The sequence below is a fragment of the Luteitalea pratensis genome, from assembly GCF_001618865.1.
Classification (GTDB): domain Bacteria; phylum Acidobacteriota; class Vicinamibacteria; order Vicinamibacterales; family Vicinamibacteraceae; genus Luteitalea; species Luteitalea pratensis.
In genome coordinates, this window is record NZ_CP015136.1 from 800,452 (window position 1) to 822,758 (window position 22,307).

At 68.2% G+C, this 22,307-nt stretch carries 15 protein-coding genes; 9 read left to right on the forward strand and 6 right to left on the reverse strand.

The genetic code is table 11. The annotated features are described in order from the left end of the window. The first annotated feature begins 105 nt into the window (after window positions 1-105). Window positions 106-3,420 carry a S41 family peptidase gene (locus LuPra_RS03465; protein WP_110169464.1) on the forward strand — a complete coding sequence of 1,105 codons (3,315 nt, stop codon included), beginning with the start codon at window positions 106-108 and terminating at the stop codon, window positions 3,418-3,420. Window positions 3,421-3,439: 19 nt separating this feature from the next. Here LuPra_RS03465 and LuPra_RS03470 read toward each other — a convergent pair whose 3' ends face one another. Continuing rightward, window positions 3,440-4,051, reverse strand: coding sequence for a PP2C family serine/threonine-protein phosphatase (locus tag LuPra_RS03470; RefSeq protein WP_110169465.1), 612 nt, complete (start codon window positions 4,049-4,051; stop codon window positions 3,440-3,442). 245 nt (window positions 4,052-4,296) lie between these two features. Between LuPra_RS03470 and LuPra_RS03475 the strand changes: the two genes are divergently transcribed. Then, complete coding sequence (locus LuPra_RS03475; RefSeq protein WP_110169466.1) at window positions 4,297-5,202, forward strand: sugar phosphate isomerase/epimerase family protein; 906 nt, start codon at window positions 4,297-4,299, stop codon at window positions 5,200-5,202. Continuing rightward, a complete protein-coding gene (locus LuPra_RS32785; RefSeq protein ID WP_110169467.1) occupies window positions 5,199-7,931 on the forward strand; it encodes a M14 family metallopeptidase in 2,733 nt (910 codons plus the stop codon). Before LuPra_RS03475 ends, LuPra_RS32785 begins: the two co-directional genes overlap by 4 nt. A gap of 109 nt (window positions 7,932-8,040) precedes the next feature. On the opposite strand, the gene LuPra_RS03485 is transcribed toward LuPra_RS32785, so the two are convergent. Then, complete coding sequence (locus LuPra_RS03485; RefSeq protein ID WP_110169468.1) at window positions 8,041-8,565, reverse strand: GNAT family N-acetyltransferase; 525 nt, start codon at window positions 8,563-8,565, stop codon at window positions 8,041-8,043. Then, a complete protein-coding gene (locus LuPra_RS03490; protein WP_157898684.1) occupies window positions 8,562-9,404 on the reverse strand; it encodes an SGNH/GDSL hydrolase family protein in 843 nt (280 codons plus the stop codon). The genes LuPra_RS03485 and LuPra_RS03490 overlap by 4 nt, the downstream gene beginning before the upstream one ends. 67 nt (window positions 9,405-9,471) lie before the next feature. Between LuPra_RS03490 and LuPra_RS03495 the strand changes: the two genes are divergently transcribed. Both LuPra_RS03495 and LuPra_RS03500 read left to right on the forward strand, forming a co-directional pair. Then, entirely contained in the window at window positions 9,472-12,264 is a 2,793-nt protein-coding gene (locus LuPra_RS03495; protein WP_110169470.1) for a M14 family metallopeptidase, read from the forward strand. Between the two features lie 152 nt (window positions 12,265-12,416). Next, window positions 12,417-13,277 (forward strand): nuclear transport factor 2 family protein, encoded by an 861-nt coding sequence (locus LuPra_RS03500; protein ID WP_110169471.1) that lies wholly within the window; start codon window positions 12,417-12,419, stop codon window positions 13,275-13,277. Between the two features lie 217 nt (window positions 13,278-13,494). Here the strand turns inward: LuPra_RS03500 and LuPra_RS03510 are convergent, their stop codons facing one another. Beyond that, entirely contained in the window at window positions 13,495-15,342 is a 1,848-nt protein-coding gene (locus LuPra_RS03510; RefSeq protein ID WP_110169472.1) for a diguanylate cyclase, read from the reverse strand. Between the two features lie 97 nt (window positions 15,343-15,439). On the opposite strand from LuPra_RS03510, the gene LuPra_RS03515 reads away from it, so the two are divergent. Both LuPra_RS03515 and LuPra_RS03520 read left to right on the forward strand, forming a co-directional pair. Next, entirely contained in the window at window positions 15,440-15,796 is a 357-nt protein-coding gene (locus LuPra_RS03515) for a hypothetical protein (RefSeq protein WP_157898685.1), read from the forward strand. 145 nt (window positions 15,797-15,941) lie between these two features. After that, window positions 15,942-18,194: a TonB-dependent receptor gene (locus tag LuPra_RS03520; RefSeq protein WP_110169474.1), complete on the forward strand. Its 2,253-nt coding sequence runs from the start codon at window positions 15,942-15,944 to the stop codon at window positions 18,192-18,194. A 163-nt stretch (window positions 18,195-18,357) separates the two neighbouring features. On the opposite strand, the gene LuPra_RS03525 is transcribed toward LuPra_RS03520, so the two are convergent. Next, the gene (locus LuPra_RS03525) at window positions 18,358-18,921 is read right to left on the reverse strand and encodes a cob(I)yrinic acid a,c-diamide adenosyltransferase (protein ID WP_110169475.1); all 564 of its coding nucleotides are present in this window, start codon (window positions 18,919-18,921) and stop codon (window positions 18,358-18,360) included. A gap of 276 nt (window positions 18,922-19,197) precedes the next feature. Between LuPra_RS03525 and LuPra_RS03530 the strand changes: the two genes are divergently transcribed. Beyond that, window positions 19,198-20,055, forward strand: coding sequence for a glutamate--tRNA ligase family protein (locus LuPra_RS03530; protein ID WP_110169476.1), 858 nt, complete (start codon window positions 19,198-19,200; stop codon window positions 20,053-20,055). Between the two features lie 306 nt (window positions 20,056-20,361). Then, window positions 20,362-21,546, forward strand: coding sequence for a DUF1186 domain-containing protein (locus LuPra_RS03535; protein ID WP_157899924.1), 1,185 nt, complete (start codon window positions 20,362-20,364; stop codon window positions 21,544-21,546). Here LuPra_RS03535 and LuPra_RS03540 read toward each other — a convergent pair. After that, window positions 21,524-22,294 (reverse strand): SGNH/GDSL hydrolase family protein, encoded by a 771-nt coding sequence (locus LuPra_RS03540; RefSeq protein WP_110169478.1) that lies wholly within the window; start codon window positions 22,292-22,294, stop codon window positions 21,524-21,526. The genes LuPra_RS03535 and LuPra_RS03540 overlap by 23 nt on opposite strands. Between the last annotated feature and the right edge of the window lie 13 nt (window positions 22,295-22,307).

Consider the following 22,307-nt stretch of genomic DNA (forward strand, 5'->3'; position numbering starts at 1 on the left):
AGACCCTGGGAACTGAGACGTCTCCAGTCGTGTCTTGAGACGTGAGACCTGCGACTGTACGAGAATGGGTCGCGCCGCGCCTGACGCCCGGCGCCACCCATACTCATGACCCAGCGTCTGTACTCTTTGACACTCGTGGTCCGTCGTGCGCTCGGCGCCGTCGCGATCCTCGCCACCATCGTCGCGACCGCATCGCCGGCCGCCGCGATCGATACGACCGATACACGGATGCTGTCGCAGCCGGCCCTCAGTGCCCGACAGATCGCGTTCATCTACGCCGGCGATCTGTACGTCTGCGACCTCGATGGGCATAACGTCGGTCGCCTCACCAGCGACGAAGGCATCGAGCGATCGCCGGCCTTCTCGCCCGACGGCACGCAACTGGCGTTCAGTGCCGAATACGACGGCAACGTCGACGTGTACGTGGTGCCCGTTGCCGGTGGCGTACCGCGGCGCCTCACCTGGCATCCGGGCGCCGACGTGGTCCAGGGCTTCACGCCGGATGGGACGCAGGTCCTGTTCACGTCGCCCCGGGCGGTGTTCACGGGGCGCTACACGCAGTTGTTCACGGTGCCGGTGAAGGGCGGGGTCGAGGTCGCCCTGCCGATTCCGAACGCGTCGCGTGGCAGCTACAACGCCGACGGCACGCGCATCGCCTACAACCCGCTCAATCCGGCGCACCTGCAGTGGAAGCGCTATCGCGGCGGTTCGGCAGCCACGATCATCCTGTACGACCCGAAGACGCACGCCACCGAGAAGATCGCCCAGCCGGCAACGCGCGCCAACGACGTCGACCCGCAGTGGCTCGGCGGCATGCTGTACTTCCGCTCCGATCGTGACGGCGAGTTCAACCTCCATCGCTTCGATCCGGCCTCGAAGCAGGTGACGCGTCTGACCTCGCACGACGACTTCCCGGTGCTTGGCCTCTCGGTCGCCGCCGGCAGGATCGCCTACGAGCAGGCCGGCTACCTGCACCTGTTCGACATCGCGTCGAAGCAGGCACGCCGGTTCACCATCGGCATCGGCGCCGACCTCGTCGAGCTGCGGCCACGCTACGTGAAGGGACCGGAATGGATTCGCGCGATGTCGGTCTCGCCCTCGGGCGCCCGCATCGCCATGGAGTACCGCGGTGAGATCCTGACCGTGCCGGCCGAGAAGGGTGATCCCCGCAACATCACCGCCACGACGGCCGTGCACGAACGCGCACCGAAGTGGTCGCCTGACGGCAGGAGCCTCGCCTACTTCTCCGATTCGGGAGGCGAGTACGCCCTGCACATCCGCGCCCAGGACGGCAAGGGCGAACCGTCTGTCGTGCGCCTGGCCGGCAGCGGCTTCTACGACGCGCCGGTGTGGTCCCCCGACAGCCGCCACATCGCGTTGCGCGACAACGGCCGCACGCTCTACGTGCTCACTGTTGCGACCGGCACGATCAGCAAGGTCGTGACCGAGCCCGTCTATCGTCCCGGTGCGTTCTCGGACACGACCTGCAGCTGGTCGCCCGACAGCAAGTGGCTCGCCTACACGACGACCAGTCGCGCGCAGATCCAGTCGGCACGCGTCTGGTCGGTCGACACGCAGGCGTCGTTCCCGGTGACCGATGGCCTCAGTGACGTAAGTGAGCCGGTGTTCGATCGCAACGGCAAATACCTCTACCTGTTCGGCTCCACTGACGCCGGTCCCGTGCGCGACTGGTTCTCCCAGGCCAACGCCGACATGCGCTCGACGAGCGCCATCTACCTGGTGGTGCTCAAGAAGGGCGAGGTCTCGCCGCTGGCCAGGGAAAGCGACGAAGAGAAGGCCGAGGGCGGAGGAAAGGGCGAAAAGAACGAAAAGGGCGAAAAGGACGAAAAGGGCGAAAAGGAGACCGGCGGCGACGCGGCGACGTCGACTCCGGCCGCGACGGTGATCGACACCGACGGGCTCGGCGCCCGGGTCGTGGCGCTGCCCGTGCCGCCCGGCGACTATTCCGGCCTGCAGAGCGGTGAGACCGGCAAGCTGTTCTATCTGCGATCGGCCGACGGCAAGTCCTCGCTGCAGCAATTCGATCTCAAGACCCGCAAGGTCGAGACGTGGGTGCCCGCTGCCGACGCCTTCATCGTCACCGCCGACGCGAAGAAGTTGCTGTACCGGAATGGCACGGCCTTCCACGTGGTCGTGACGTCGAAGAAGGCCGATGGCACCGAGGGCAAGGTGAACGTCGACGCGTTGCAGGTGCGCGTCGATCCGCAGGCCGAATGGCCGCAGATCTTCGACGAGGCCTGGCGCATCAATCGCGACTATTTCTATGCCGCCAATTACCACGGCCGCGACTGGCCGGCGATGAAGAAGAAGTACGCGCAGTTCCTGCCCCACCTGGCGCACCGCACCGACCTCGCACGCGTCATCCAGTGGATGGCGAGCGAACTCGCGGTCGGTCACTCGTACGGCGGCGGCGGCGACGTGCGCCGCAAGCCCGGGATCGTGCCCGGTGGCCTGCTCGGGGCCGACTATGAAGTGGTGAGCGATCGCTATCGCATTCGCAAGGTGTACGGCGGCCTGAACTGGACGCCAACCCTGCGCGCACCGCTCACCGAACCCGGCGTCGACGTGCAGGCCGGCGAGTACCTGCTGGCGGTCGACGGGGTCGATCTCCGCGCTTCCACGACCAACCTGCATGCGCCGTTCGAGAACACCGCCGGCAAGCTCGTGGAGCTGACCGTCGGCGCCAACGCCGACGGGGCCGGATCACGCACCGTCAAGGTGGTGCCCATCGAGAGCGAGGCGGCACTCCGCAATCGCGACTGGGTGGAGGGCAACCTGCGCAAGGTGACCGAGGCCACCAGGGGACGCGTCGCGTACGTGTACGTGCCCAACACCGCCGGGCTCGGCCACGAGTATTTCAAGCGCTACTTCTACCCGCAGACCGGCCGCGACGCGGTCATCGTCGACGAGCGCTTCAACGGCGGCGGCCAGGTTGCCGACTACTACATCGATCTCCTGCGCCGTCCGCTCGTCAGCTACTGGGCGACACGGCATGGCGATCCGATCCGGACGCCGGCCGCGGCGATTCTCGGTCCGAAGGTGATGATCACCGACGAGACCGCCGGCTCGGGTGGGGACCTGCTGCCCTGGATGTTCCGCAAGTTCCAGCTCGGACCCATTGTCGGCAAGCGCACGTGGGGCGGCCTCGTGGGGATCCTCGGCTACCCGGTGCTGATGGATGGCGGTAACGTGACCGCTCCCAACCTCGCGATCTTCACCGACGAGGGCTGGGTCGTGGAGAACGAGGGCGTGGCGCCGGACATCGAGGTGGAGCAGACACCCGCCGACGTCATCGCCGGCAAGGATCCGCAACTCGAACGCGCGATCGCGGCAGCGCTCGACGCCCTGGCGAAGAATCCCGTCAAGACACCCGTGCGTCCGAAGGATCCGGTCAGGTAAGGGAGTGCTTCCGTGTCGATCAACGGACGCGCAGGGCGACAACGGTCATGTCGTCCGCGCGACCGTGCCTGGCGGAGAGATCGAGCAGCGTCCCCGGCAGGTCGGTGAAGTCGCCGAGTCTGGCAGACATGACCGTGCGGTGGACGATGGTGAGCGGCAGGGGCGTCCACGCCCCGTCGCTCATGAGCAGCAGCGTGTCGTGAGGCTCGAGTGGTTCGTGGATCGGCAACGGCTCGGCCTCCCCGCTCCCGAGACGCCGGGACGGCTGCTCGGTCAGCATCCGACATCCGTGCTCGTTCACGAGGTAGGCACGCGAGTCACCGGCGTAGGCGCCAAGCAACCGCTGTTCGACCACGGCGACGCCGACAAACGTCGACTGCACCCCTCCGGCCATCGCCGCGTCGGTGGTGCGGATCCACTGGCTCCAGGCGGGGAAGCGCTCAATCTGCAGGGTGCCGCCCTCGACCTGGCGCGCGAACAGCCGCAGCACGTGCGCGGCGCAGTGCTGCGCATTGCCGGCGCCGTCGCACAGTGCGGCGACCGTCGACGTGGGACGCCAGATCCAAAAGGCGTCTTCGTTGGCGCCACCGCCGTCCCGGGGGCGTGTCCCCGCGTAGCACTCGACCTTCACACCTGTTTCATCGGCAAATGCCCGTGACGGCTCCACGGCAGACGCCGGTCGTTGTCAGGGGTTCCGCTCGACGTTGCCCGAGTCGTGTCCCGATCATCCCCGCTCCTTGCGGCCGCCGCGGGCGACACGTCCGTTTTCACCCGGTCCTTGCGGCGCCGGGAGGAAACGTGCGGTGCCGGCGCGCAGTATAGCTTTGACAGGCCACGGACCCCCGTGGCGAAATAGCGCCACTTCTGGAGTCGATCATGCTTACTCGCCGCCAATTCCTGCGGACCACCTCGGTGGCGACCGCTGCCGTTGCCACCGCCGACCTGTCGTTTGCCTTCCGCGCGCCGGAAATGGGCCGATTCGCCATCTCGCTCGCCGAGTGGTCGCTGCACCGGGCCCTGTTCAAGAAGGAGATCACGAACATCGATTTCCCGCGCCTCGCGAAGGAGCACGGGGCAACAGGCCTCGAGTACGTGAACCAGTTCTTCAAGGACAAGGCGAAGGACACCGCCTACCTGGCCGACCTCAAGTCGCGCGCCGAGGGCCTGGGACTGAAGAACGTCCTGATCATGATCGACGGCGAGGGCATGCTCGGCGCTCCCGATGATGCGGCAAGGACCACCGCCGTGGAGAACCACAAGCCGTGGATCGATGCCGCGAAGTTCCTCGGCTGTCATGCGATTCGTGTCAACGCCGCCAGCCAGGGTGAATACGCGGAACAGCAGAAGCTGGCGGCAGACGGCTTGCGCCGGGTCGGTGAGTACGGCGCCTCGCAGGGCATCAGCGTCATCGTCGAGAACCACGGCGGCCTGTCGAGCAACGGCGAATGGCTGGCGGGCGTGATGAAGATGGTTGGCATGCCCGGCGTCGGCACGCTGCCCGACTTCGGTAACTTCCGCATCAGCAAGGACGTCGAGTACGACCGCTACAAGGGCGTCTCGGAACTGCTGCCGTATGCCAGGGGCGTGAGTGCCAAGACCCACGACTTCGACGCCCAGGGCAACGAGACGCATACCGACTACAAGAAGATGCTCGACCTCGTCATCGCCTCGAGGTATCGCGGCTTCATCGGCATCGAGTACGAAGGGACCACCCTCGGCGAGCCCGACGGGGTCAAGGCGACCAAGGCGCTCCTCGAGCGTCACCTGCAGGGCTATCTGTGAACACACGTCTTCTCGAGTTTTCCCTGGCCGTCATGCTCACCAGCATGGCGGCCTCGTCGTCTCTCGCCCAGGCACCGGCCGCGACCCCGGCCCCGTTCGCGCCAGGTGTCCGCTATAGCGATGCCGTCCCGACCCTCGAGCAGGTGCTCGGTCACGCACCAGGGACGGCGATCACGCTGCCTGACGGGGTCGTGACCTATCTGAAGGCGCTCGCGCAAGCGGCGCCGACCCGCACTCGATTGATCGAGTACGGCCGTACCTGGGAGGGGCGGCCGCTGGTCGTGCTCGTCATCGCCTCGGCCGAGCGGATGGCGCAACTGGACGCCGTGCAGAAGGGACTGCAGCGCCTGGCCGATCCGCGCGTGCTCGCGTCTGGCGAGGAGGATCGGCTGGTTGCGTCCCTGCCGGTCACGGTGTGGCTGATGCATGCGGTGCACGGCAACGAGATCTCCTCGGTGGATGCCGCGCTGCTCGAGGCCTATCACCTGCTCGCGGCCCAGGACGATCCCCAGGTCACGCAGATCCTGCGAGAGTCGCTCGTGTTGATCGACCCGCTGGAAAATCCTGACGGGCGCGCGCGCTTTGTCGCCTCCAACGCGCAGGCGATGGGGCCGCTCCCCGATGCCGAACCGTTCGCAGCCGAGCACAACGAGCCGTGGCCCGGCGGGCGAGCCAATCACTACCTGTTCGACATGAACCGTGACTGGTTCGCGCAGTCGCAGGCCGAAACGCGCGGGCGCACGAAATTCTTCCTGCAGTGGTTTCCGCAGGTCGTGGTCGATTTGCACGAAATGAGCGGCGATTCGTCGTACTACTTCGCGCCGCCGGCCGACCCGCTCAATCCGCACATCACCCCGCAGCAGATCGGCTGGTTCAACACGATCGGCAAGGCGAACGCCGCGAAGTTCGACGAGCGCGGCTTCGCCTACTTCAACCGCGAGGTCTACGACTCGTTCTATCCGGGGTACGGCGAGTCGTGGCCGATCTTCCACGGTGCGATCGGCATGACGTACGAGATGGCCTCGGCGCGCGGGCTGACCTGGCGCCGCACGGACGAGGACCTGCTCACGTATCGCGACGGCGTGCTGCGCCATTTCACGTCGGCGATCACCACCCTCGCGACGTCGGCGGCCAATCGCGAGCAGCTCCTGCGCGACTTCGTGGCCTATCGCCGCAGCGCCATCAGCGACGGCGAGAAGGGCAGGACGCGCGCCTGGCTGGTGCCGGTCGGCGCCGATCCCGCCCGCGCGCACCGGTTCGCGCAGCTGCTGCGCGACCAGGGCTTCGACGTGCTGCAGTCGTCCGAGTCGATCACGGTCGGCACCCGGACGCTCGCAGTCGGCACTTACGTCGTGCCCGCCGCGCAACCGGCCGGCCGCCTTTTGCAGAACCTGCTCGATCCGTCGATTGCGCAGCCCGATGCCTTCGTGAAGGAGCAGGATCGCCGTCGCCGGAAGCGTCTGCCGGACCAGATGTACGACGTGACCGGCTGGCATCTGCCCTCGGCCTACGACGTCGAGGTCCTGGCGCTGGACCACCCGGTGCGGACGCAGGCAATGGCGGCGTTGCCGCCCGCGACGGTGCCGGCGGCCAAGGTAGGCTACCTGGTGCCTTGGGGGCTCGGGGCAGCCCGCCTGGTGGTGGCTGCGCAGGCGGCGGGGCTGCGCGTCCGGTTCGCCGGCGAGGGCTTCACCGTCGTCGGCCGTGCCTATCCAACGGGCACCGCGATCATCCGCTCGGCCGAGAACCCCGCTGACACGGCGGCCACGTTGTCGCGACTGGTCACCGAACACCGCGCCGACGTCGTCGCCATCGACTCCGCGTTCACCGAGGCAGGCATCTCCCTGGGGAGCAACGAGGTCGTGGCGCTCAAGGCGCCGCGGGTGCTGCTTGCGTGGGACGCCCCGACATCGTCCCAGAGCGCCGGCTGGGCGCGGTATGTCCTCGAACGTCGGTTCGGGCAGCGCGTGACCGCCGTCCGGGTCAGCGCGTTCATGCAGGCCGACCTGACGCGCTTTGACGTCGTCGTGTTGCCGTCGGGCAACTATTCGCCGGCATTGTCAGGCGCGGCAGTGCAGCGGCTGAAGGACTGGGTGTCGGCCGGCGGCACGCTGATCACGATCGCGGAGGCCACGCGCTGGGCGACGCGTGATGGCGTCAACCTGCTCGACACGACGGCGGAACTCCGTGACGGCCGTCCGGAAGCCAGTGGCGGTGGTGGCAGTGGTTCCGGTAGTGGTGGCGGCAGCGGCGCGGGCGGCGGCAGTGCCCGGCCGAGCGGCGGCGGTGGCGGCGGGGCAGCGGCGACGGTGCCAGCGGCAGCCGAGCCGAAGTCGATCGATCTCGAGAAGGCGACCCTCCCCAAGGAAGAACCGCCCGTGTCCACCTCCGGCGCACTGATGCGCGCCAACGTGGATCCCGAGCATTGGCTCTCTGCCGGAAGCGGCAGGGAACTGCACGTCATGGTAGAGGGCACGCGTGTCTTCTCGCCCATCACCCTCGACAAGGGCCGCAACGTCGCGACGTATGCCACCGGCGAGAGTGCCGTGTCGGCCGGGTTGATGTGGCCGGAAGCCCGCACGCAGCTGGGCAACAAGCCGGCGCTCATCGAACAGCCACGCGGGCGCGGACATGTAATCGCGTTTGTCGAGGACCCGAACTTCCGCGCCTTCATGGAAGGGACCGAACTGTTGTTCATCAACGCCGTGCTGCTCGGCCCGGCGCATTAGAAATTGCAGAATTGAAAATTGCAGAATTGCAGACGTTCACCACGACCTCGGCGCTTCGACGGTTGGCGGTGGAAATGAAATTCTGCAATTCTGAAATCCTGAAATTCCATCAGAGGTGGCGCGTGTAGATGAGCGCCACCTCTGGTCCGCCGTGCGGCCCGAACGGGGCGTAAATCGCGCGCTCGCCGGCGACCGTGAAGCCGCACGCCTCGTAGAAGCGGATGGCCGGCAGGTTGCCCGGCAACACGGCCACATCGAGACGGTGCGCGCCTGCTGTCTCGCACGCGGCGACGGCCTGCGCCACCAACCGCTGGCCGATGCCGCGGCGTTGCGCGGCAGGATCGACGTACAGCGCGAACAACTCGCACGCCTCCGGGTGCTGGGCGCTCTGCCCGGTGCCCGCGACACCCACGACCTCCTCGCCATCCACGGCGACGACGAACCCGAACCAGCCCGGCGAGGGCGCGATCTCCTGACGCATCCGGTCGGTGCCATAGAAATGGGCAATCATGCGATCGAGGTAATCACCCGTGACGAGATCGGCGTACGCCACGCGTGACGCGCGTGTGCACACCGCCGCGATGGCAGCGGCGTCGGCCTCACTCGCCGCACGGATCACGAAGGTGCCGCTCATCCCGCGATCGTCATGAATCCGCAACTGCCGGCAGGGGCTGGCGCGGATCCGGTGGTGATCGCCTGCAGGAGGACTTCCGAGAGGTAGGCATGTCCCTGGTCGTTGGGATGGAAGCCGTCGGCCGAATACATGCCGGGCTGATAGGAACGCGCGTCACACATCAGGTCCACGACCGGCACACGACTGGCAAGTGGATTGATGGCTTCCCTCGTGAGACGCACCGAGACGTCCTGCACGATCCGCCGATCCTCAACCGGCCGCCCGGCCATGTACGGAAGGGCGCCGAAATTCGGCGTGTTCATCACCACGATGAACGCGCCCGGCGCGCGAGCGCGCACGGCGTCGATGAGGCGTCCATAGTCGCGCGCAAACCCCTGCACCTGCTGCGTGAGGTAGCCGGACGGATCAGTGCCACCGCGGCCGGCGCCGATCGCCGACGCGATCGTGTTGGTGTCGTTGCCACCCGCAAAGATGGTGACCAGCGTCGTCGCCGGGGGTACCAACGGTGCCAGGTGGGCGAGAAAGTTGCCGGGGATGTTGCGTCCGAGATCGTCGCCGAGCGCCTCGACGTCCGGGCTCAGCACGCCGCCAGGCAAGGCCAGGTTGAGGAGCGAGACGGTTCGCGACTCAGAGAGCCGGCGTTGCACGAGGCCCACGTAGCCGGTGCTGTCGCGGCAACTGGTGGCCAGTGGCAGGCAGGGGACACTCGCGCCCCCACCCGCGGCGTCGCTCGCGCCGAGAGGTGTGTAGGCAACCGGCGTCGACGTGCCTGGCGTGGGCGAGGTCGGCGTGGTGCCGCTGTTGCTGCCGCTACACCCTGACAGGCAGAGCGAAAGCACGGCCGCGATGGCGACATGGACACCGCTGCTATGATTCGCCCTGCCGATCACTTCATCGCACATACGTATGCCAGAGTCCGAGTCCAGACGCTTACCCGCGCGCCTTCGTCGCGCGTCGCTCATCTTCTGCCTCGTTGCAGCCGGCGCCGCGGCCATCGGCACGGAGTCGCGTGCCGCTGCCGGGCAGGCGGCCGTTGCCGCGCCGACGACCTCGTCAGGCATCACGTCGCCCAGGGAGCAATTCGGGTTCGCCATCGGTGACGATTACCAGCTCGCAACGTACGAGCAGCTCACCGCGTACTGGAAGCGGCTCGACGAGCAGTCGGACCGCATGAGCCTCGTCGACATCGGCAAGACCGCCGAGGGTCGCCCGCAGTGGATGGCCATCATCACCTCGCCGGAGAACCATCGCAAGCTGGAGCGCCTGAAGACCATCGCGCGCCGGCTGGCCCTGGCCGAGGACGTCTCGACCGAATCCGAGGCGCGGGCGTTGGCCGCGGAGGGCAAGGCGGTGGTGTGGATCGACGGGGGACTGCACGCCAACGAGACGCTCGGCGCGCAGCAACTGATCGAGACTGTGTACCAACTGGTGAGCGGCACCGACGCGGAACTCACGCGCATCCTCGACAACGTCGTGATCCTTGCGGTGCACGCCAACCCGGACGGCCACGACCTGGTCGCCAACTGGTACCTGCGCGAGCGCGATCCCCTCAAGCGCTCGCTCGACGACCTGCCCCGGCTCTACCAGAAGTACGCGGGTCACGACAACAACCGCGACTCGTACATGAGCGCGCTTGCCGAGTCGGCGAACATGAACCGCGTGTTGTACCGCGAGTGGTACCCGCAGATCATGTACAACCACCACCAGACGGGCCCAATCGGCACCGTCATGTTCGCGCCGCCGTTCCGCGATCCGTTCAACTACGTGTTCGACCCGCTGATACCGACGACGCTCGACCTGGTCGGTGCGGCGATGCACACCAGGTTCGCCGCCGAGAACAAGCCCGGCGTGACGATGCGCAGGGGAGCGAACTATTCCACGTGGTGGAATGGCGGGCTGCGAACCACGGTGTACTTCCACAACATGGTCGGTCTGCTTACTGAGACGATCGGCAATCCGACCCCCATCGAGATTCCGTTCAGGCCCGATCGTCAGTTGCCGAGCGCCGATCTCCCGTTCCCGATCGCCCCGCAGACGTGGCACATGCGGCAGAGCATCGAGTACTCGCTGACGGCCAACCGTGCCGTGTTCGACCTGGCGGCGCGCTATCGCGAGCAGTTCCTCTTCAACATCTGGCGCATGGGGCGCAACGCCATCGAACGTGGCCAGCGTGACACCTGGACGATGTACCCGCGCCGAGTGCAGAAGGTGCAGGCGGCGGCGCAGGCGTCGGGGTCCGCGTCCGCGCAGCGATCGCCTCGCGGCGCTGCCGGCAGCGCGCCGCGGGCGCTGTTTGACACCGTGCTCCGCGACCCGGCACTGCGTGACCCGCGCGGTTACGTGCTGGCTGCCGATCAGGCCGACTTCCCGACGGCGATCACCTTCGTGAACACCCTCATCAGGGCCGGTGTGACAGTCCATCGCGCGACCGCACCGTTCACCGTGCAGGGCCGCTCGTATCCCGCGGGGTCGCTGGTCGTGAAGACCGCGCAGGCGTTCCGGCCGCACGTGCTCGACATGTTCGAGCCACAGGATCACCCCGACGACTTCCAGTACCCCGGTGGGCCGCCCATCCCGCCGTACGACAGCGCAGGCTGGACGCTGGCGTTCCAGATGGGCGTGCAGGCCGATCGCATCCTCGATGCCTTCGACGGGCCGTTCGAGCGCGTGCCCGATGAACTCGGCATCCCCCCAGGCCGCGTGACCGGCGCCGCCTCGGCCAATGCGTTCGTCTTCACTCACCAGAGCAACCAGGCGTTCAGGGCCATCAACCGGCTCCTGAAGGCGGGCGAGCGCGTCGAGTGGCTGCCCGACGGGCGGTTTCGCGTCGCCGGCACGCGCGCGACGAAGGCGCGGCTCACGGAGATCGCCGCCAGCACCGGCGTGAATTTCGAGGGTGTCACCGAGGCGACGCCCGGCGGGCAGGCGCTCGGTCCGGTGCGGATCGCCCTCTGGGACCGCTACGGCGGGTCGATGCCCTCAGGCTGGCTGCGGCTGGTGCTTGAACAGTTCGAGTTCCCTTACGAAGTTGTGTACCCGCCGCAATTGGACGCAGGACAGTTGCGGTCGAAGTACGACGTCATCATCCTGCCCGACGGCGCCATCCCGGAGGCCGGCGCCGGCGCGTTTGCGGCACGGGCACTGCGATCCGAGAACATCCCGGACGAGTACCGCGCCCGCATCGGCGCCTACTCGGAGGCCACGACGCTGCCGCAGTTGCGTGCATTCCTCGAGGCAGGCGGGACGGTGCTGACGATCGGGAGTTCGACGGCGCTGGGGCAGCAGCTCGGATTGCCGGTCGGCAACAAACTCGTCGACGCCAAGGGCGCCCCTCTTGCCGCCGAGCAGTTCTACGTGCCGGGCTCGATCCTGCGCGTGAAGGTGGACACGACCCAACCGCTTGCCCAGGGGCTGCGCGCCGAGACCGACGTCTACTTCGACAACAGCCCGGTCTTCACGTTGCCCGCTGATGCCAAGTCGAAGGGAATCACGCCTGTTGCCTGGTTCGATTCACCGGCGCCACTGCGCAGCGGGTGGGCGTGGGGCCAGGCACAGTTGGACGGTGGCGTCGCCATCGCAGAGGCGAAGGTAGGGCAGGGGCGTCTCGTCCTGTTCGGACCGGAAATCACCTTCCGGGCCCAGCCGCACGGCACGTTCAAGTTCCTGTTCAACGGCATCTACCGCAGCTCTGTGAGGTAGGGACCGCTCTCTGAGCGGTCCATCTCCTACTCCTGGCGGTCGATGGCCATGAAGAGGGGGACGCTTCGGGCGGCGTGGTCATGGACGCCTCGGAGAGGCGTCCCTACCTGACTCCGGGGAACCCGACATAGCCGCGGCGCGTACCCTTCGCCATGCGACGAGCGCCTGCGTTTGCCGTCCTCGGGTTCCTCGCCGCGCTCGCGGCGGAACTGCCGGCCCAACCTCCTGGCGCCTGGCAGTCGCTCGTGGAGGCGGAGCGCGCGTTCGCCGCCGACTCCGTCCGGACCACGATTCGTGAGGCGTTCCTTGCGCATCTGCATCCGCAGTCGGTGCTGTTCAACCCAGGCCCGGTCAACGGCATCGAGCTCTACACCGGCCGGCCGCCGCGGGCCGGGCAGCTCGCGTGGGCCCCAGAGGTCGTGGACGTCGCGGTGTCCGGCGACTTCGGCTACTCGACGGGGCCGCACCAGTTTCGCCGCACGCCGGACGGCGAAGTCTTGCGGCAGGGGTATTTCTGCAGTGTGTGGGTGCGTTCGGCGAGCGCGCCCTGGAAAGTCCTGATCGACCTCGGCACGGCCCAGCCGACGCCGGTAACGCTCGACGTGACCCCGCGGGACCCGACGCCCGCGGCCGGGGTCTCGGCGGGTGCCGGCGCCGCGGCCACACTCGCGGAGGCGGAGCGGCAGTTCGCGCAGGCGGCCGAACGAGACCAGGTCGCGACGTACCGCGCCCTGCTCGCACGGCACGCGCGCGTGTACCGCGATGGCGGCGCCCCGACGGAGGGCGTGCTTCCGGCCCTGGAGGTGATTGCGCGCCGTGGCACACTCGCGCGCGTCACACCGGAGAAGACCGACGTGGCGTCATCGGGCGACATGGGTTACGCGTACGGTCGTCTCGAACTGGCCGACGCTGGTCCCGGTGCGGCCCCCGTCTACTACGTGCGCGTCTGGCGGCACGACCCGCAAGGCTGGCGCGTCGTGCTCGACGTGGACACGTGGGTCGCTACACACTGAACGCTGAACGCTGAACGCTGAACGCTGAACGCTGAACGCCGAACGCCGAACGTCGAACGTCGAACATCGAACGTCGACCGCCGACCGCTGAACAGAGGGACGTAGGCGTCGAGCTTGCTCGACGCCCCGATCGGCTACGCGACGGTCGACCAAGGTCGACCGCTACGTCCAGTCATGAGGCATCGAGCATGAGGCATGAGGCATCAGGCATCAGGCATTACATCTTGTGGAGAGGCGGCCGGGGCAGGCCGCCCGGGAAGCTGTCGCCGGCGCGCCGCTCGCCGTCGTCGCGCCAGCGCTGCTTGTCCTGGTACATACGGGCGTCGGCCGCAGCCAGCAGGGCCTCGGCCGAATCGCCGTCGCGCGGGAAGACCGCCGCGCCGATGCTGACGGCGAGCGAGAACGCTCGTCCGTCGCCCAGGCGTACTTCGTGCCGCTTGATAGCGGCCTGGAGGTCTCGGAGGCGCTCCTCGGCCTCCTCGCGTCCACACTCGGGCAGCATGATGACGAACTCGTCGCCGCCGTACCGCGCGCACACGTCGTAGGGGCGTACGGCCTGCCGCAGCACCGTGGCCAACTCACGCAGGGCGAGGTCGCCGACCGGGTGACCTTCGTTGTCGTTGACCGTCTTGAAGTCGTCGACGTCGATCAGCAGCAGCGCCAGCCGGGACGCCTGCCGCGACGCACGCGCCAGCTCCTGGGTCAGGTGCATCCAGAGGAAGCGTGTGTTGGGCAGGCCCGTCAGCGGGTCGGTCAGTGCCTCTTCCTGCGCCCGCGACAGTTGCAGCGCGTGGCTGACGACCGGGCCCGCCTGACGCGCCACCATCTCGAGCAGCCGGCATTCGTCCTGCGTATAGCAGCCGGGCGTCACGTGGTAGATGGCCAACGCGCCCACGAGGTCGTTCTGCTCGCCGTAGAGCGGGCACACGATGGAAGAGCGGAGCCGGGTCACGGCGGCGGCGCGCGCGTCCATGCAGGTCTGCGGGTCGCCATTGGCCACCGCGCGCTGCTCGCGCAGCGACTGCCCGAACATGCCTGCATCGGCCGCCATCACGACTGTGGCCAGCATCTCGGCCTCGATCCCCTCGGTGAACGCCGCCTTGAAGCTGCGGCGTGACACGTCGTACAGGTAGAGGGCCGCGCTCGAGTACGGAATCACCCGGCGCAGCTTCTGCGCCAGCAGCTGGGCGGTGCCCTCGACGCCGAGGCCCGCGGTGATGGCCTGCGAGATTTCGAACAGCGCCACGTCTTCGCGCCGCGCGGAGACGATGGAGACAAGCGATCGGTCCATCGTGATGTCCAGCGACGGCCCGCCCTCGATCGAGGGCAGCAACGTGATGAACCGTTCCACGAGCGAGGGATCGAGCGACTTGCCTTCCTCCTCACGAAGGACGGCGATTGCCGCGTCGCGTGTCAGCCGATCGCGGTAGGGCCGCTCGCTGACCAGCGCGTCGTAGTTGTCGACGACGGCGAGCACGCGTGCACCGACGGGGATTGCTTCCCTGGCCAGTCCCTCGGGATAGCCCTTGCCGTCCCAGCGCTCGTGATGCGAGCGCACGAATTCGCCGACAGCCTTCGGCAGCGGCACGCCCTCGATCAGCCCGGCGCTGACCTGGGGGTGAATCCGGATCTTGTGAAACTCCTCGACCGACAGGGGACCCGGCTTGAAGAGGATGTGGTCGGGGACGGCGAGCTGGCCAATGTCGAGCAGCAACGCGGCCGTCCGCAGCGCTTCGATGTCGGCGGCCGGCAGCCCGATGGCCTCGCCAAGGGCGGCGGCCCAGGTGCGCCGGCGGTGCAGACGCTTGCCGGACGGATCGTTTTTGGCGTCGATGGCGCCAGCCAGGGCCTCGACGAGTGAGGCCTGGACGTAGTCGGTCGTCGGCTCCCGGCGGACCCGTGGCGGGGTCCGTGCGACGAGCAGTCCCAGGGCGCCGGCTCCGAGGCCCATCCCGAGGAGCAGCGCTCCCGCCACAGCGCGTCCGGACGCGAGCAGGATCGCGCCGGCGAAGGCGCAGGCCGCTACGACGGGTAGCAACCGGACGGGGTGGAGGAAGGCGGCCACGCTGGTTCAATAGTATCGCTCTTCCGACACCTGCCCGGCAACGTGCGCCTTGACGGGTGGACGAGTCGAGTGGCACTGTGGGCAGATGGCGGTGCCCTTGGCGACCCGACTCCGGGCGCTCTGGCTCGTGATCCTGCTCGTACTGGCGCCAGCCGGACCGGCGGGACTGATCCTCTCCGGCCACGTCGCCGGCGCGGACGCCCATGCCGAGACCGCGATGCACAACGCGGCCGACCACGGCATCGCCGCCGGGGCGCTCCCGGTGAACACCCCCGACAGGCACTGCCCGTACTGCCAGACCGCGTCATCGCTGCGATTTGGCTGGATCGAGACACCACAATATCTCCGCGCTCCCGCGTCGATGTCAGTCGACTGGATCGAGCTACAGGGTGGTGCGCCGCGCTCGGACTCGCGCGCCGCACTCCCCGCCCGCGCCCCCCCGACCCGCGCCTGATCGGCCGACCGGCCGATCGCCGCTCCCCATCCAGCTACGAGTTCGAGTCCAGGTGCCGCGTCGCAGTCGCGGGCACCGGCGGGTGGCCCGATCGCACCCGCGCGGGGTGTCTCCTGATCCCCGTCCTGCGTGGAGTGTCGTCGACATGTTTTTTGGGTTCACCACGCGGTGTGGTCGGATTTCCGACCCCCCCGCGGTCCTGTTTTTTCTCGCCCTCCTCTGGGCGACCCCGGGCGTCGCACAGCCTGCCGCGCCGTCTGCCACGCCTGAGGTGCAGGGGCGTGTCGTCGCCGGCGAGACGAAGACACCGTTGCCGGGCGTGACCGTGACCATCGAGGGACGTCCCGCCGTCGCCGTCACCGACGAGAACGGCGCCTTCTCCATCGCGGCCCCGCCCGCCGCCATCGTCCATCTCAAGGCCACCGCGCCAGGGTTCCTCCCGGTCCGCGTCGAGGTCAACACGGGCGCGGGTCCTGCGCCGCTGGAACTCGTCATGCAGGATGACCTGCACTACGCCGAGTCGGTCACCGTCGGCCCGGCGCCGCGCGATCCCTTCGAGTCCTACCAGCCGACCTCGGTGCTATCGGGGCAGGAACTCTCGCTCAAGAGCGAGGGTTCACTCGGCGGCCTGCTCAAGAACGAGCCGGGCGTGTCCGAACGTTCGCTCGGGCCCGGCCCGTCCAGGCCGGTCATTCGCGGCCAGGACGGTGATCGGGTGCTGGTCCTGCAGAACAGCCAGCGCACCGGCGACCTGTCCAGCCAGTCCGGTGACCACGGCGTGACCATCAACCCGGCCGCAGCGAGCCAGGTCGAAGTGGTTCGCGGCCCGGCCACCCTCCTGTATGGCGCCAACGCGATTGGTGGCCTGGTCAACGTCATCTCCAACCAGATCCCGACCCAGGCGGTCACGCGGACCATCGGCAACACGCAGGTCGACCTGGCGACCAACGGCGGTGAAGCCGCGGTCGCGGGTGACCTCACGGTCGGCAATGGCAAATGGGCGATGAACCTCGGCGGATCGGGGCGCCGTTCGAGCGACTACGAGACACCGGAAGGCAGCGTCGAGAACACGCAGTCGCGCGGGGCGTTTGCCAGCGTCGGCGTGTCACGCACGTCGCAGAATGCGTATCTCGGCGCCGGCGTGCAGATCGACGACACGAAGTACGGCGTCCCGGTGATCGAGGAAGGGGCGATTACGCTGACGCCACGGCGGCAGGTCTATGGCGTGCGCGGCGAAGCGCGCAATCTTTCCGGATTCTTCACGTCCGCGCGCGGGTCGTTCGCCTACCACCGCTACCGCCACGAGGAACTCGTCGGCAACATCGTCGGCACCGAGTTCCGCAACGACCTGGTGGACGTGGACGTGCGTGCGACGCACCGCGAGATCGGCAACATGACGGGCACGGTCGGCGTGTCTGGCTACGCGCGCACGTTCGACTCCATCGGCGAGGAAGCGCTCTCGCCGAAGGTGGAGCAGGACGTCTACTCGGCCTTCAGCTACCAGGAGGTGACGTGGCCGCATGCGACGTTGCAGTTCGGCGGCCGTTTCGACCACGCCGGCTACTCGCCGGAGGGCGGCCTGCGGGCCCGCAACTTCAACAACGTCTCGTTCTCGCTGGGTTCGCTCTTCCGGCCCAACGAGAAGAGCACGCTGGCGGTGAGCTTTGCGCGCGCCGCGCGCAACCCTGCCCTCGAGGAGCTGTACTTCTACGGCCTGCACGCCGGCAACTTCTCGTTCGAGATCGGCAACGAGAATCTCGACTCGGAGGTCGCGTACGGCCTCGACGTGTCGTACCGCGCCCGCCTGTCGCGCCTATCGGCCGAGGTCACGTACTTCAACAACCGCATCGACAACTACATCTTCCGCAGCCCTGTCGACGGGGCGGACTTCGCCGCCCGCTTCGGCGCAGCGACGAGCGGCGACGCGACAATGCCGGACGAAACCCTGCCGATCATCGAGTTCCTCGGCCGCGATGCCCGTTTGCAGGGCGTCGAGGCGCATGCCGACGTCGACGTCACGGCCGGCTTGCACCTCGAACTGGGCATGGACACGGTGCACGGCAGCCTGCGCGACAGCGACGAACCCCTGCCGCGCATTCCGCCGGTGCGGTTCATCGGCGGCATGCAGTACCACCGGGATGCGCTGCAGGTCGGCGGGCAGGTCGTCAGCGCGCTCGAGCAGGATCGCGTGTACGGGAGCGAGACGACGACGCCCGGGTACACGACGCTGCGGCTGTTCGGCGCCTACTCGCTGCAGGCGGGACGACTGCTGCACACGTTCTCGGCACGATTGGACAACGTGACCGACGAGCTGTACCGCAATCACCTGTCACTCGTGAAGGACCTCGTGCCCGAGATGGGGCGCAACTTCCGGGTGGTGTGGAGCGTGAAGTTCTAGTTCGCCTCCGCTCGCGGCCGCGAGCTCGGCTCACAACGCTCATCGACGGGGCCCTCGAGCCCCGTCGAAGTTCTAGGCAGGAACTCAGGAGCTCAGGAGCCCAGACCAGGATCTCAGTCCAGTGGCCTGCGGTCCTGTGATCCTGTGATCCTGTGATCCTGCGTCAGGCTTTGCTCTGCCACCGCGGCTCGGGGATGCCGCGCTGGTGGTTCTCGTACCGAGCCATGATGAAGAGCGCGTCCGAGAGCCGATTCAGGTAAGGGATCACGAACGTCCCGATCTTCTCGCCGCGTGTGAGCGCGATCGCCTCGCGCTCCGCACGGCGGCAGACGGTGCGCGCGACGTGCAGGTGAGCGGCACCGGGCGCACCGCCCGGCAGGACGAAGTTCTCGATCGGCCCAACGATCTCGTTCAGCTCGTCCATCAGCCGTTCGAGGGCTTCGACGTGCCGCGACTCGATCTGCGGAATCCTGAAGGCGACCTTGTCGTCCTCGAGGAAGCAGAGGTCCGACCCGAGGTGGAACAATTCGTTCTGGATCACGGGCAGGGTCTCGGCCAGCCGCGGCACGAGGCCGTTGGCAAGGGCGACACCGATCACCGAATTCAGTTCGTCGACGGTGCCGTACGTCGCCACCCGCAATGCGTCCTTGGCAATCCGCTGGCCACCGCCGAGCCCCGTGGTCCCATCGTCTCCCTTGCGTGTGTAGATGCGCGTCAACCGGGGCATCGTTCCATTCTAAGGGCAGCGTGCGAACGCCGAACGCCGAACGCCGAACGCCGAACGCCGAATCTGCGGATGTAGGCGCCGAGCTTGCTCGACGCGCGTAGACTGACCAACGACTGCAACGCAGGTAGCGCCGGCCTGTCCCAGCCCGGCCTCGATTCCCGCTCTTGAACCGGGGTGGTTGTACCCGGAACCCCGTACCCGGAACCCCGTACCCGGAACCCGCTACCCTGTCCCGACTTCCGACTCCCGACTCCCGACTCCCGATTCCTCTCGCTGATGCTTGTCGGCCGCCTCGCGCCCACGCCCTCAGGACTGCTGCACCTCGGCAACGTGTGTGCGTTTGCCGGCGCGTGGCTTTCGGCGCGCGCCGCGGACGGGCGTCTGCTGCTGCGCATCGAGGACGTGGATCGGGAGCGTGCGCGCCCGGATGTCGAGCAGGCGCTCCGCGATGATCTCGCGTGGCTGGGGCTCACCTGGGACGTCGAGACGCCTCGCCAGTCCGCGCGTGACTACGCACCGGCGCTGGCGCGCCTCGCGCCGCGTCTCTATCGCTGCCAGTGCACGCGCGCGATGCGGGCTGCGCCCTTGCCAGACGGCGCCGGCTGTCAGGGGCGATGCGACGGCAAGGGGTACGCCACTGGAGCGGTCCGCTTCAGGCTCGAAGCGGGTTCCCTGTCGTTCATCGACTGCCGCTGGGGCCCCCAGCACGCGGATCCTCGCCGTTTCGGCGATCCGATCCTCGTGCGCCGCGATGGGCTCGTGTCCTACAACCTCGCCGTCGTCGCCGACGACATCGACGATGGCGTGAACGACGTGGTGCGGGGGAGTGACCTGCTCGAGTACACGGCGGTGCAGATGCAGTTGTGGAGCGCGCTGGACGCGGCCGCGCCGCGATGGCTGCACACGCCGCTGGTGCTGGGTGCGGACGGCAGGAAGCTGTCCAAGTCGCACGGGTCGGCGCATGTCGGCGCGATGCGCGATGCAGGGGCGACGCCCGCCGACGTGTGGCGCCTCGTGCTGCCGTGGCTGGGCATCGCAGGAGCGACATCGCTCGCCGAGGCCGTGCCGAGGTGGGAGCCCTCTGGAGGTCCCCTCGGCCCGATTACCGTGAGCGCTTCTGGCGCTGACTTGTAGCCGCCGGACTTTGTCCGGCGGGCATGCCTCGCCTCACGTCGCCGCGACTGCGTCCTTGGCTCAGGCTGCCGTGCCCAAGTCTCGAGGCTCAGGGTCGAGGGGCCTGAGACCTGACGCATGAAGCATGAGGCCTGAGACCTGAGACCTGAGACCTGACGCATGAGGCCTGAGACCTGAGACCTGCGACCTGAGACCTCGCGGGTCCTTGACACTGACGGTGTTCGTGACAGGACGCCTTGACGCAAGAGCCTCGCCGGCGGGATCGTGCTCGTCGTGGCGAAGTCACCAGGCCGCTCGCGTTTTCCCATGGCCACTCTCGCCTGTTACGGGCCGACGCCGCAGCATGCGACGAAGTTGGTGGCGTCGATCCTGCTGCGACAGGGTGGTGAGGTCGCCGATCGCCAGATCTGGACGACCCTGGTCAGCGATGTGCGGCACGACCCGACGGTCCGCGAGGAAGTCCGAGCGTTCATCGAGGCACACGCCGTGCGAGACACCGTCACCGCGTCTCGCCTGCTCGGCTGCCCGCATCAGGAGGGCATCGACTACCCCATGGGGGAGGAATGCCCGCGATGCCCGGCCTGGGCCGGCATCGACCGCTGGACTGGCCAGTCACGCGTGCCGCGCCAATGGTCAGCCTCGGTGGCGCTCGCCATTCTGTCTACTCCCGGGCATGTCGGGCGTCCGGCCGCGATCGTCGCCGCCGACCAGTACCGTGACGCCATCGTCGAGGCCGTCCTCGCCACGCTCGCTCGCATCACCGCGCATCCCGAGACAGCCACCGATGCCGACAGCAGCCTGATCACGGACGGCCTCTATCTGTGCGCTCGCTGGCGCGACGTTCGTGTTTACGTCCCGCTCGTGACGTGGTTCCGCACGGCCGAGACCACCGACCTCGACCTGATTGGAGACGTGCTCACCGAGGACGCCGGGCGCATGCTCGCGGCCGTGTGGGGCGGCGACCGCGGACCACTGCAGCGGCTCGTCGAGTCGCCGACGGCCGACGAGTACGCCCGTGCGGCGGGGTTGAACGCGCTGGCGCTGCTCGTCGCCTGGGAGGAAGCGCCCCGCGACGCCGTCGTGAGCTACTTCGTACGGCTCGCCACCGAGGGGCTTGAACGGACGCCCGGCCAGACATGGAACAGTCTGGCCGTCGAGTGCGCCGAGATCGAGGCCCTCGAGGTGTTCCCGGCGTTGCGTGCGGCGTGCCTGGAGGGCCTCATCGAGCTCGACTACATCCCCGCGGTCGAACTCGACGAGGTCGAGGCGGGGCAGCGAGGCGTCCGACTGCAGGACTTTCGCTCGCGCCACCCAGCCATCCGCGACGTACTGCAGGAGATGAAGTGGGCCCAGCCGGTGCGTGTCACGACGCACGCCCCGAACCGTCGCAGCGATGGCAGCAAGATCGGCCGTAACGAACCGTGTCCCTGTGGCAGCGGACGCAAGTACAAGAAGTGTTGCGGCGCGACTATCGAATGGTCAACTCTCTGACCACCTCGAGCAGCGCGTCCGCCATGCGCCGGTAGCCCTCCGGCGTGGGGTGCAGTCGATCAGGCGTGTCGAACAGGCGGTCCATGTCATCGGGCCGCGCCGCCGCAGCACGCGTGTCGCAAAACACCAGGCCCGGCATCGACAGGGCGGTCTCGCGAATCCAGGTGTTGATCGCGTGCATGCCTGCATTCTGGTCCGGCGTTGCCGTGTCGTACGGAATGATCGAGCACGCGATGGTCGGCAGGCCCGCTTTCAGCGCGCGGGTGTACATCGCCAGCAATTGCCCCTGGACGGTAGACGGGTCGCGGCCCTGGTAGACATCGTTGACGCCGGCAAGCAGGATCAGGACGTCGGGGGCATGGACGAGCACGTCGCGTTCGAAACGCGTGGCGATCTCGTCGGTACGCTCACCGTTCACGCCGCGGTTGAGCACGCGCCAGGCCGGCTCGGCCTGCATCAGCCACCACGTGAACTGGCTGGTCGTATCGCCCTCGCCGTCTGGCGGCGCTTCGAGCGGCGATCGAAACCCGGGCGTCCCCGCTGTCGTCGAGTCGCCGAGCGCGACGATTGTGAGGGCCGGGCTCGGCCGCCTCCGCCAAGGCTTCGGCGCCCAGGGAGAGCCGGCGCTGTCAGCGGCATCACCATGCGCCGCGCTGAGGCCGACGAGCGACGGTAGCGAGAGGCAGTCCGGTCCCGGTGCCCGGAACCCGGTACCCGGTGCCCGACCCGGGTTGTCGGCGTCAGACATCAGCCCTGCCAGC